The organism is Bifidobacterium scardovii JCM 12489 = DSM 13734 (genome assembly GCF_001042635.1).
Taxonomy (GTDB): domain Bacteria; phylum Actinomycetota; class Actinomycetes; order Actinomycetales; family Bifidobacteriaceae; genus Bifidobacterium; species Bifidobacterium scardovii.
This window is the reverse complement of sequence record NZ_AP012331.1, coordinates 566,868-578,242: the sequence shown is the minus strand read 5'-3', so window position 1 is coordinate 578,242 and position 11,375 is coordinate 566,868. Positions and strand designations below refer to the sequence as shown.

The following is an 11,375-nucleotide window of genomic DNA, read 5'->3' as shown; positions in this document are numbered from 1 at the left end:
ATGGGAGTCACCTCACGCGCGCGGCGCGGCGACGCCGGCAACGATGCCGGCGACGATCTCGCGCGCCTGCGCCAACGAGGCCATTCCGTACCCGACGCCGCCGAGCACCAGTCGATGGGCCAGCACCGGCACCGCCATGCGCTGTACGTCGTCGGGCAGCACGAAATCCCGGCCTTGGGCGAACGCATGGGCCCGGGCCATGGCGGCCAGATGCAGGCTGCCGCGAGGGGAGGCTCCGTACCGTACCTGATCGTGCGTGCGTGTCGCCGCGGCAAGCGCCACGATGTAGTCGGCGACCGGCTGTGCCAGACGCACCCGCTCGACCGCGCGGCGGATCGCGCGCATGTCGTCCGGCGAGCAGACCTGTTCCAGCCCTTCCAAGGGGCGTGACGCATGTTCGGCGGTGAGCATGGCCGCTTCGGCACGCGCGTCGGGATAGCCGAAGCTCGTGCAGGTCATGAACCGGTCGAGTTGGGCCTCCGGCAGCGGATAGGTGCCTTCGAGTTCGATCGGATTCTGCGTGGCCACGACGAAATACGGGTCGGGCAACGCGTGGGTGGTGCCGTCGACGCTGATCTGCCACTCCCCCATGGCCTCGAGCATGGCGGATTGCGCCTTGGGATTGGCTCGATTCACCTCGTCGGCGATGACGATGTTGGCGAACAGCGGCCCGGGGTGGAAGGTGAATCCGCCCGTGGACTGCTCGTAGATGCTGACGCCGGTCAGGTCGGAGGGCAGCATGTCCGGCGTGAACTGGATGCGGCGGGAGGATCCGCCGATGGCGAGGCTCAGCGCCCGGGCCAGCGTGGTCTTGCCAACGCCCGGGACGTCCTCGAGCAGCAGATGGCCGCCCGCGGCGAAGGTGTCGACGGCCAGCTCGATGACCTCGCGGGAACAGGAGAGCACGCCGGCCAGCGCGTCGACCAGGCGGGCGGCCGCCTCGGCCGAGGCGGCCGGCGCATCCGGGGCGATTGGCATATCCGACAGATCCGAAGTGGCCGCGCCGATCCCTGCATTGTCCGCCATCATGCCCCCCAATCGCCACGCTGTCTTGTCAGTTTCAAGGATATCAGCCGACCCTCGGAGTCCCCCGGTTTCGCGCGACGATGAATGGAGGCTTGACATGCTCCCGCTGGCGGGAGCATGTCAAGAATTAAAAAAATCCCGCTGGTCCGGTGACCAGCGGGATCATAGGCCCTCCATCCGCATCATGCGGGCGGAGCAGGCGAACGGTCTCAGCCCAGGATGGCGAGCACGTCGCGGGCGGCGACGATCAGGTAATCCTCGCCATCGTAGTGCACTTCGGTGCCGCCATACTTGGAGTACAGCACCTTGTCGCCAACCTTGACATCCATCGGGATGCGCTCGCCCTTGTCGTCACGGCGGCCCGGGCCAACGGCCAGAACCTCGCCCTGCTGCGGCTTCTCCTTGGCGTTGTCCGGAATGAACAGACCGGAAGCGGTCTGGGTCTCGGCCTCGGCCTGCTTGACGATGATCTTGTCTTCCAACGGTGTGAGCTTAATCGACACTGTAGGTCACCTCGTATCTTAGAAATCCAATGTTCCCGCGCCGGGCTTCCGCTTGAAAGAGGCTGACGATCACTTTGCCGCATCGTCCCTTTGCGCTAAGACTCATCGTAGCGCGATTATTAGCACTCTGCCAACTCGAGTGCTAACGCTGAGAGTGAAACCCCTGCGAATTCAGGAGAAAACGCACGCGACGCCCTCGGTTCACGAAGAACGACGGGCCAGAATGGCCTCGAGGCCGTTGCCCAGCGACTCGTCCGTCGCCGCGGGCGCCTCGACGTCGCGCTCCACCTCCGCCGCATGGAAGGCGGCAGTGTCGTTCATCCGGGGCGATTCATCGGCCGTGGCCGGGCTCTCAACCGGCACCGCCTTGGCCACCTGGCGCATGGACTTGATCTCCAAGCTCTCCGGGGCCTCGGGGGCCACGTCGACGCCATTGCGGGGCGCGCCGAGCGAGAAGGAGATCAGATCCTGCGAGGAGGCCATGTCAACGGCATCCATCGCGCGCGACGGCTTGACATGAGCCAGTTCGCTGGTCTCGTCGGGAGCCTGCGCGGCGGCTGAAGGCTGATCCTGCGCAGCGGCGGGCGCGGCCGGATCGCTCTTGACCACGACGGCACCGTCCGCGGCGCCATGCGGCTCATTCGCGGTATCGGGTGCAGTCGCATCCGCCACGTTCGACTGTTCCTCTGCGCTGTGATCGGCGGCCACGGCGACCTCCGGCTGCTGCACGGCAACGGCCTCATCCTTGCGCCGGTCACGCTCGGCCAGCGCCTGAACCTGCTCCTCGCGCGCCTGGCGCAGCACACGGCGGATCTCACGCTGCTCCATCACATCGGTGGCGGGATCGTCGGGCTTGGCCGCCGCATCCGCGCGCGAATCGACGCGGGGAGCCTGCGGCGCCGCGGCGCCGACCTCATGAGGAGGCACCGCAGCGGCGGGGACACCGGCCGCACCAGGCGTGGCCGCGGCCTTTTTGGCGCCCGAGCGCCTGCCGTTGGCCGCCGCGACCTTGCGTTCCCATTCGCGGGCCTGCGACGCGGCCCGCGCGCCGAGCGCCAGCACCACGGCCAGCAGGGCGGCCGGGATCAACGCGAACAGCGGGCTGAATTTCAAGGGGAAGGAGATGCCAAGTACCAGTACGGTGATCGCCAACAGCGTAATAACGATGATCCGGCGGCGGCGGATGGCGGCACGGCGCAGCTGACGCACACGGGCGATGTGCTCTGACGAATACTTCGCGCCCCGCGTGTGGTCTGACTGCATAATAATCCCTTTCGCCGGTGGCGTGCGTTCGTCGGAGAATCGCGTGCCGCTGTCCTTGTCGACCAGATGCAGCGACGACGAATACCGGTCCTCGCGATGTTCCGCCACTTTCCTCATGCCCTTCACCGTCCGCGTAGGCAGCCAGCCGGCCATGATGATCACCACAATCACCAGCACCACGACAGTGCTTAGCGATTCGTAACCCATGCTCATAAGAATAGGAGAACGCCCGCACAAATCGAAAGATTGTGTCCGGGCGTGTCGGGCGCCGCGTCGCCGTCCGCCCGCCGCATGGCGCCGCCCGCCGCGGACTCAGCCCTCGTGCGGCGCTTGGCCGGCCGCCGCCAGCTCCCGCCAGACGCGCGCCGCGAAGCCCCCGCCCATGTCCTCGGCGAGCAGGCTGTATGTCTCATGGTCCCGCCACCGGCCGTTGATGTACATGTATCGCGGGCGCACGCCCTCGGCGTGGGCGTGCAGCTTCTCCACGACACGCCGCGAACGGTGGTTCTCCGGCAGGATCGCGATCTCCAGCCGATGCAGCTGCGGGCCGGCAGGGTCGGCGAACGCCCAATCGGCGAGCAGCGCCACGGCGAGCGGCGCGAATCCGCGACCGGCATACCGATGGCTCACCCAATACCCGACGACCCCGGTGCGCATCGAACCGTAGCAGACGGCCCCCAGCGACACCTGCCCGACGATCCTCGACTGATGGACGATGGCGAACAGCGCTCCGGTGCCGTCCTGTTCGCTGCGGCGCTGCCGCTGGATCCACGCGTTGAACGTCAGCGGCGATCCATGCATCGGGTCGCCGGAATCCCACGGGGCGAGCCAGTCCGTATTGTCCCAGCGGACCTCGTTCCATTCCGGCTCGTCATCGATGGTCAGCGGGCGCAGCCGGACCGGCAACCCCGCCTCGCCCGCCACCGGCAGCACAGCCGGCATGCGTATGGCCTGCGCGTCATTGAAGTGAAACGCCTCGCGCAGCGATTGGAAAACAGACACGTCCCCATTGTGCCACGCCCCGGACGGCGTTCGTGGTACAACGGCCGTATGGACACGAATGGCATGCCGCCCGGAGCGGTCGGCGGATCGCCGGATCCCGGTTCCGCCGGCGGCAAGACGGCGCTGCGCCGGAACGCGCTCGCCAAGCGCCGCACGGTGCCGGCCGAGGACCTGCACATCGCCGGCGAGCGCCTGGCCCGCGTCGCCGCACCCCTGATCAGCGCGCTGGCACCGAGGTCGACCGTGGCGGCCTATGTGTCGATGGGCACCGAAATCCCGACCCGGCCGCTGCTGCGGCTGCTGCTCGATAAGGGGTTCCGCGTGATCGTGCCACGGCTCGGGCGCGGGCTGGACGTCGGCTGGAGCATGCTCGGCGCGATGGACGACCTGCATGACGTGCTGGCCGACGGCACGCGGGAGCGGCCGGCCACAGGCGGCTCCGACGCGGGCGATGCCAATCCGAAGCGCGTCTCGTGGCGCCCGCAGGAGCCGGGCGGCGCCGTGCTCGGTCTGACGGCGCTGCAGGGCGCCTCGCTGATCATCGCGCCGACGCTGATGGTCGACCGTTCGGGAACCCGTCTGGGGCGCGGCGGCGGATGGTACGACCGCGCGCTCGGGCGGCGCTCCCCTCACGCGCTTACCGTCGCCGTCTGCTGGCCTTGGGAGGTGGCCGAGGACCCGCTTCCACGCGAAGCGCACGACATCCCCGTGGACGCCGTGCTCACGCCGGAATTCCGATTTCGCTGTGGCCGAGACGATGGGGCGGTCCTGTCGCGGCAACGATTAGGATTATGAACAGTTGACGCGAGACCCGAGTCTGTGGAGGAAGAGACTTGCCTACTTACCATTACCGCTGCAAGAACTGCAACTACGATTTCACCGAGCAGCAGTCGTTTAGCGACGATCCGATCACCATCTGCCCCAAGTGCGGCGAGGAGCAGGTGCGCAAGGTGTATTCCGCCGTCCCGATCGAGTTCAAGGGAAGCGGCTTCTACCGCACCGACGGCGCATCCAAGTCCAAGTGACGGCGGGCGCCGGACCGGACGGAGGGCGACGGCTGCGGCGCATGCGTCCCATGCGGATCATGCGTTGTGGATAACTCACCCTTTCGACCACATACGCCGGTTCGGCTTGCGCCTCGGATAACGAATCCGTCATCATGCTGGCATGATGACGGATTCTTTGTTTGGGGCGAAGCCCGGGGCGCGCGGTTCGGGGCGCGCACGCGGCGGCCTGCGGCGGCGCCGGGTCATGCGCACGGCCCGGCGGCTGGCGGCCGCCTGCTGCGCCGGGCTGTCCGTCTTCGCGGCGCTGGCCTGCGTTGTCGGCACCGTGGCGATGCGGCCCGTGGTGGTCGCCTCGCACGACATTGCGCGCGGAGGCGCATTGGACCGCGATGCGCTGCGGGTGGTCGAGGTTCCGTCCAGCGCCGTGCTCGACGGCGCGATCGCGTCCCTGGACGAGTTGGATGAGCCGTTGGGCGGCAACGTGGCGCAGATCGACATTACAGCCGGGCAGCCGCTTTTCGCGCCCATGGTCGCGGCGACCCCGGTGGCGCCGACGGGCTTCACCGTGGTCGAGGTCCGTCTGGCCAGCCTGGCCGGCGCGCTGCGGCCGGGCGAGGAAATCGCCTTGGCCTCGGCGGCCGGATGCGCCGATTCCGCGCCGGACGGCATGGAACCGGCGGACGATACGGCGGCGCCGGGCCAGGCGATCGGGTCATGCACGCTGGTTTCCCGGGCCGTGGTCATGGCCCTGCCGGCGCGCGAAGGGACGTACGGAGGTTTCAGCGGCTCCGGCGCCGCTCCCAGCGGTTCAAGCGGTTCAGGCAGCGACGCCTATGCCGCGGACGCCTTGGTGTCGCTGGCCATGGCGCCCGCCGACGCGCTGCGCGTCATGGCCTCGCAGGAGGCCGGCGCCCTGCTCGCCGTGACGGGACCATCGCCATAACGCGAAAGATGCCGCGTACGGGACTGGAAGTTCCGTACGCGGCATCATGGCATCACTATGCCGTACCGTACCGCGCCGCGTCACGCCGCCGTGCAGCATCGCGGCCGCGGCGGCCGGTCAGCCGCGCTCGTTGAATACGGCCCAGTGCGGGGGAAGCTCGCTGAGGATACGCTGGTCGTCATCCGCCTCGCGCTGGCGCTCGGTGACCATGTCACCGGGCTCCAGCTTGACGCCATCGGCGTCGAACCGCTCCGTGCCGTGGAAGACGACGCGGCGATGCTTGCGCGGCGTGCGGCGCGAGGCGCTGTACGCCGGCGCGTTCTCGGACGTGTCCGAACCGCCCTCCTGCACGGTATCCCCGCTCATCGCTTCTCCCGATAGATGTCGCTGATCCTCGCCACGATATGGTCGATCTCCTTGTCGGGGTTGACGAACGCGGCCACGCTCCACACGTTCATCACCGACCAGCCCAGCGAAATCAGATCCTGCATGATGATCCGGTGGCGTTCGCGCGTGGACTGGGTGCTCATGAACTGCACGTCGTCGGTGAGCACGGCAAGCGCGAAGGGCTTGTCCTTGAGCCCGACGACCAACGGAATGCGCGTTCCCCGATCGAACCCGTAGTTGACGGCCGCGTTGAGCCCGCGGGCGCGCAGGCGCTCGGCCAGATCGTCGAACAGCACGTTCCCGGCCACGGCCGGCGCGGGCCGCAGCGGCTCGCCGTCGTCAAGATGCTCGGCCCACCGCAGCATGGTCTTGAGCAGCTGCGGCCCGGTCTGGTGGATGCGCTCGTCGTCCATCTCGTCCGCGCGGAACGCGGCGGTGATGTCGACGTCGCGGTCGGCCAATGCCAGCGCGTCGAGCAGCAGACGCTGCCCGTTCTCGTTCTCCAGAGGCCCGAACTGCTGCAGCAGGCGCCCGTGCGTGGTCTTCGCATAGCTGACCGCGAGGATCACGTCGGTGGCCTGCGCACCGGCGACCTCGACGATGCTGACGATGCGCACATGGCGCAGGAACTGGCCCATCGACTTGTCGCGGGCGGCCAGCGCCTTGAGTTCGGCGCCGAGCCGGACACGGAAGGTCTCGGTCAGGCTGACCACGGTGAGAGTGTATCCGGCCGGCACGATCGCGAATCCGGCGGCGCGCTGCGCGATCAGGCGCACGACCTCCTCGATCTCCTGCTGGCTGGACTCGACCAGGCCGGTCGTCATCACCGGCACGCCGGCGGCTTCGACATAGTGGTACCGGAGTTTGCCCTGGGCGCGCGCCACATCATGCCGCACATCGCCGTACCCGTGCGTCTCGAGGAATGCGGTGAGCTTGGGCGCCCGGCGCGACGGGCGGGAGGCCACGGTGACGCTGGGCAGCATGCCGATCAGCTTGGACAGCGCCGGCGAAGTGACGGTCCGGCGATGGGCCAGCACCACCACGTTGCGGGCGCGGCTGACGATCGTCAGCAGCTCGATCGACGGCATGTGCGCGCCGGCGTCGATGATCGCCACATCGGCGATCGGCTCGGGCGCGGTCAGCGCCGCCAGCGTGGCCGGCGTGGCGATCAGGATCGGCTTGGCCGCGGAGAGGATATGCGGGTAATCCCGGCGGATCCTGCTGAACGGCGTGTGCGCGGCCCCAGCGAGCACGGTGTGCATCTGGTTGGCTTCCTGCGTGCGCGAGAACAGCAGATCGCTCAGGCGGCGCATCGATTCCTGCGCCACCATCGGCCCGATCGACCGCACATGCTCCACGTCGACCTGCGCGAACCGGTCCGCGGCGGTCTGCATGACCGACCCGTCCTGGTTCGAGATGATCGCCGACGAGCGCACGATGTCCTCGAACACGGTGGTCCACCATGCGAGCTGCAGTTCGGCGGACAGCGCCTCGTTCGGCACGCGGCGGTTGTGCAGGTCGTCGACGAGCCCGTCAAGGCCGACCATGTGGAACTCCCGCTCGAGGCAGTAGCGCTCGGGCAGGGTGTCGAGCGCGCGGCGGTCGTCGAACAGCGCCTTGAGCCGTTCCTCGACGTCGTTGAACTCCACGGTCTCCAGGTTGCCGCCGGCCGGGGTAGTGGCCAGCACCGCGTCGAGCGCGGTTATGCCCTCCGACAGCGCGTCCTGCGTCTCGATGATGTCGTCAAGCCTGCTGGGCAGCACCGGCCACCCGCCGTGCGGCACGAATATGCGCCACTGGTCGGCCTGCTTGGCCACAACCTTGAGCGCCTCGTGCAGGCTCTCGACCTGCGCACCGACGCGCAGCAGGCTCTTGGCCTCCTTGATGTGGCGGCGGCGCTCCCAGAATCCCATCGACGTGCCTTCGGCCTTGCGCGCGGCCTTCGGCTTGGTGGCCTCGATCATCGAGGCGATGTCGCGCTCGAAGATCTCCGGCTGGAACACGTCGAGCACGCGGCGCAGGTTCTTGAGCACCGTGACCTGGCGGCCCCATTCGCGGGCGGTTGCCGGCACGGGGAATCCGCAGGTCTGCACGGTGGAGGTCACCTGGTCGCGGGTGGCCGGCAGCAGCTTGCGCAGCAGGTCGACGACATGCTGGTAGGCGTTCACCGCCTCCTCCTCGCTGTTCAGCGAGGCCTTGAACCACACGGTGTCTTCGGGGCCGATGGTGAATTCGCCGAGCTCGCCGGCACGGCGCAGCTTGCCCGCCCACTCGTCGAGATGGCCGTTCAGGGAACGCGCAGCCTCGAGGCTCAGGCGCACCCTGGTGGCCGGATGGGTCGGCATCGCGGCGATACTGGCCAGGTTCTGGATCGTCTGGTAGGCCGACACGCCCCACTGCTCGCTCGATCCGTGAAGATCGCCGAGATACCGCGTCAGGCGCGAGCGCACGCCGACCAGCTCGTCGGCAAGCTGGTCGAACCGTGAGGTGGCGACGCCCGGCTGGAAGCTGACGGCGGCGATCAGCTGGCGGTCGATGCTGGCGTTGGTCTTCTCGTCGGCGATGTCCAGCATCTGGCCGCGCATCTCATTGCTGCTGACGGTTTGGATGAAGCGCCGCTTCTGCTCGGCCACGCACGGCACATACAGCACGGTGTGGCCGTTCATCACGCAACGCGAGGCGATGGCCGCGGCCTGTTCCGCGGTGCCCTTGCCGACCTCGCCGTCGACGAACAGGCTGTGGCCGGCCGCCGCCATGTTCGCGGCGTAGCGCACGGTGTTGTCGACGTCGCCGATCTCGTATTCGGAATGCGGGTCGGCGTCGAACGGGCTGTACTCCGGCATGCTCCCGCCGCCCAGAGCCTCGATCGACGCCTGGTCGCCGGCGAGCGCGTCCAGCAGCCGGTTGCCGCCGTTCCCCTCGGACAGCTTGTCGATGATGCGCTGGCTCTCGGCGAGCATCAGCGAGGACGGGTCCACGAAGCAGCCGAGGACGATCTGGCGTTCGATGGCGAAATCGGGGAACACGCGCTCGACCTGTTCGCTGATCGCGCCGAACACGGCGGTCGTGTCGGGAATGCCGCTTTCGTAGTTGTCCCCGTCGAACAGCTCGTCCGCGTCGAGGACGATGCCCTGCTCGCGCACGGCCGCGACGAAGGCGCTGTTGAGCTCGACATGGCCGGTGAACCGGATCACGGTCTTCTCGTCGATCGCGCCGCCGGAATCCGCCACGTCCACCGGGTAGAGCAGCACGGGCATCTGGTTGCCCGTCCAGCTGGCCACGCCGACCACAAGCGACAGCTCGGCCACGCCGCTCAGCCGCATTTTCGCGCTCTTATCGTCGAGCACGCGTTCCAGCCGGCGGCACGCGGCGCGCAGCATGCCGTTGTCGCGGAACAGCGCGTCCAGCGGCGCATGGCCGCCGGCGAACAGCTGCGCGATGCCGGAGGGATGGGCGTGCGTCATATCCAGCCGGGCGCCCAGCTGATTGATGTCCTCCAATGCGGACGGCGCCAACGACGACCGGTACTGCTCGCGCCAAGTGCGGATATCCGCGAGCGACCCGCGCGTGGTGTTATCGTTCATCTTCGCCACTCACTTCCTTACTACCTTGCGGTAGTTCTGATACCCCGGATTGTTCGCCAGCGCGGCGTCGATGTCACGGTCCCCACGCGCCGCCAGCCAGCCGTACAGGTCGTCGTACAGCGCGGGATTCAGCGCGAGGAACGGCAACAGTTCGGGATAATTGGCCATCTCGTACTGCAGGGAGAGGTCGTCGGTGCGCTTCGCCTCGTCCGAGGTGAAGCCGTTGACCTCCACGGTCTGCTCGGGCTGCTTGAACTCGCCCTTGGACACGCGGTCGAACACGGACCCCGGCTCGAATACCGGGCTGTAGGCGCCGGACTCCGCATCGCCGGCGGTACCGGCGGCGTCCGGGGCGCCGAACCTGACAGCCTCGTCGTCCTTGGGATCGGCGGTCGTCGCGGACGCGCCAGCATCGGCGGCGGCCTGCGCCAACGGCGTGAATACCGGGGTGTTCTGCTGCTGGTCGGTCTGGTCGGGCTGGTCGGTCCGACCCGTCGGTTGGCTCTGATCCGTCTGGCTCTGGTCCGTTTGTTCCCGGCTCTGGCCGTCATCCGGCGCCGCGGCATCGGCCGGCGCGGCGGCATCGTCGGCCGGCGCGCTCCCGGGTGCGGCGGAGGTCTCGGGCGCTGCGCTCTCGGAGGTCGTCTCCTCCACCGGGGCCTGCGAAGAGGACTGGGCGGCGGGCGAGGACGCGGGCTGCTCTTCCGACGAGGCCGGCGCGCCCGTCTGTTCGGCGGTTCCCGCGGCCGGCGTCTGAACGGCTGCTGATTGGCCGGCGGCCCCTTGGTCGGCGGGCTCCTGGCCGGAAGGCTCCTGATCGGCGAGTGCGTCGGCGAACAGGTCGCGCGGCTGCGCCGTCTTGGGCTGCATGACATTGATCGGCATCGAATCGGGGAACGGATCGTCGCCGGCCGAGTCGCCCGGCACGTCACCGGACGACATGCCGCGAAGCGGCGGGAAGCTGCGCGATTCCGCGGCCTTGAGTTCGCTGGCCCGCCGCGCCACGCTGCCGGCGTTGAACATGCTCGTCGGCTCCCCCGCGCGCAGGTTGAGGATGTCGTCCACGGACAGGTCCATCGCATCGGGTTCGGGCTTGCTGTCCGACAGCGCGTAGTCGAACAGGTCGGCCACCGGCTGGAACCGTTCCTCGGCCGGTTCGTCGACGCGGACGAAATCGATCGGCACATCGCCGAACTGCATGCGTATCGCCGAGGACGGCAACGGGAAATCCGTGTCCTCGGGCAGGCGGATCAGGCTGCCGTCGGAGCGCACGACATACGTGCCGTTGGTGGAATGCAGGTCCCGGATCTTGGCCGAGCCGTTGGCCGCGACGGTGAACAGCGCGTGGCGCTTGGACATGGAGCGCGTCTCGTCACTCACCTCGAAGCGGGGCACGCCGTTGTCGACGAGCGGCCGAATCGGCCTGCGCCCGATCTCCAGCTGCTCGGACGGCAGGACACTGACCTGCTCGCAACCTTCGACCTTCACCAACCACCGCTGCGACATTCGCTGATCCTCACTCACCGTGCACCCTTCCTTTCACCACAACTCGCGTGCAGGACACACTACGTGCCATTGTGTCACGATTTTCCGAGAATACGCACGATATCGGAACAGGACTTGACAACTTCCGCCCATAATCATCGCGCAATCCCCCTAC

10 protein-coding genes are annotated in these 11,375 nt (G+C 68.3%); 3 read left to right on the top strand and 7 right to left on the bottom strand.

Features of this window, described 5'->3' with window-relative positions; translation table 11 throughout:
* Window positions 1-12 precede the first annotated feature (12 nt).
* The 4 genes from BBSC_RS02315 to BBSC_RS02300 form a co-directional block, all read right to left on the bottom strand.
* Entirely contained in the window at window positions 13-1,029 is a 1,017-nt protein-coding gene (locus BBSC_RS02315) for an AAA family ATPase (RefSeq protein WP_231648949.1), read from the bottom strand.
* Between the two features lie 206 nt (window positions 1,030-1,235).
* Window positions 1,236-1,529, bottom strand: a complete 294-nt coding sequence (gene groES, locus BBSC_RS02310; protein ID WP_033516613.1) for a co-chaperone GroES — start codon at window positions 1,527-1,529, stop codon at window positions 1,236-1,238.
* Window positions 1,530-1,730: 201 nt separating this feature from the next.
* The gene (locus tag BBSC_RS02305) at window positions 1,731-2,945 is read right to left on the bottom strand and encodes a hypothetical protein (protein WP_375713302.1); all 1,215 of its coding nucleotides are present in this window, start codon (window positions 2,943-2,945) and stop codon (window positions 1,731-1,733) included.
* A 159-nt stretch (window positions 2,946-3,104) separates the two neighbouring features.
* A complete protein-coding gene (locus BBSC_RS02300; protein WP_033516617.1) occupies window positions 3,105-3,794 on the bottom strand; it encodes a GNAT family N-acetyltransferase in 690 nt (229 codons plus the stop codon).
* A 48-nt stretch (window positions 3,795-3,842) separates the two neighbouring features.
* On the opposite strand from BBSC_RS02300, the gene BBSC_RS02295 reads away from it, so the two are divergent.
* The 3 genes from BBSC_RS02295 (at window position 3,843) to BBSC_RS02285 (ending at window position 5,744) form a co-directional block, all read left to right on the top strand.
* Window positions 3,843-4,589: a 5-formyltetrahydrofolate cyclo-ligase gene (locus tag BBSC_RS02295; RefSeq protein ID WP_231862249.1), complete on the top strand. Its 747-nt coding sequence runs from the start codon at window positions 3,843-3,845 to the stop codon at window positions 4,587-4,589.
* Window positions 4,590-4,627: 38 nt separating this feature from the next.
* Entirely contained in the window at window positions 4,628-4,819 is a 192-nt protein-coding gene (locus BBSC_RS02290; RefSeq protein WP_033516619.1) for an FmdB family zinc ribbon protein, read from the top strand.
* Between the two features lie 226 nt (window positions 4,820-5,045).
* Entirely contained in the window at window positions 5,046-5,744 is a 699-nt protein-coding gene (locus BBSC_RS02285; protein WP_033516621.1) for an SAF domain-containing protein, read from the top strand.
* A 117-nt stretch (window positions 5,745-5,861) separates the two neighbouring features.
* On the opposite strand, the gene BBSC_RS02280 is transcribed toward BBSC_RS02285, so the two are convergent.
* From BBSC_RS02280 to BBSC_RS02270, 3 genes are read right to left on the bottom strand one after another with little or no spacing between them, the layout of a single operon-like run.
* A complete protein-coding gene (locus BBSC_RS02280) occupies window positions 5,862-6,110 on the bottom strand; it encodes a hypothetical protein (RefSeq protein ID WP_033516622.1) in 249 nt (82 codons plus the stop codon).
* On the bottom strand, window positions 6,107-9,715 hold the full coding sequence (locus BBSC_RS02275) for a helicase (protein ID WP_033516675.1): 3,609 nt from the start codon (window positions 9,713-9,715) through the stop codon (window positions 6,107-6,109). Before BBSC_RS02275 ends, BBSC_RS02280 begins: the two co-directional genes overlap by 4 nt.
* Window positions 9,716-9,724: 9 nt before the next feature.
* Complete coding sequence (locus tag BBSC_RS02270; RefSeq protein WP_033516623.1) at window positions 9,725-11,221, bottom strand: FHA domain-containing protein; 1,497 nt, start codon at window positions 11,219-11,221, stop codon at window positions 9,725-9,727.
* Window positions 11,222-11,375: the final 154 nt, after the last annotated feature.

Coding starts and splice junctions, on each gene's coding strand:
- BBSC_RS02280 (WP_033516622.1), bottom strand. CDS start 6,110: ATGAGCGGGGATACCGTGCAGGAGGGCGGTTCGGACACGTCCGAGAAC.
- BBSC_RS02275 (WP_033516675.1), bottom strand. CDS start 9,715: ATGAACGATAACACCACGCGCGGGTCGCTCGCGGATATCCGCACTTGG.
- BBSC_RS02315 (WP_231648949.1), bottom strand. CDS start 1,029: ATGATGGCGGACAATGCAGGGATCGGCGCGGCCACTTCGGATCTGTCG.
- BBSC_RS02295 (WP_231862249.1), top strand. CDS start 3,843: ATGGACACGAATGGCATGCCGCCCGGAGCGGTCGGCGGATCGCCGGAT.
- BBSC_RS02285 (WP_033516621.1), top strand. CDS start 5,046: ATGCGCACGGCCCGGCGGCTGGCGGCCGCCTGCTGCGCCGGGCTGTCC.
- BBSC_RS02305 (WP_375713302.1), bottom strand. CDS start 2,945: ATGGCCGGCTGGCTGCCTACGCGGACGGTGAAGGGCATGAGGAAAGTG.
- BBSC_RS02270 (WP_033516623.1), bottom strand. CDS start 11,221: ATGTCGCAGCGGTGGTTGGTGAAGGTCGAAGGTTGCGAGCAGGTCAGT.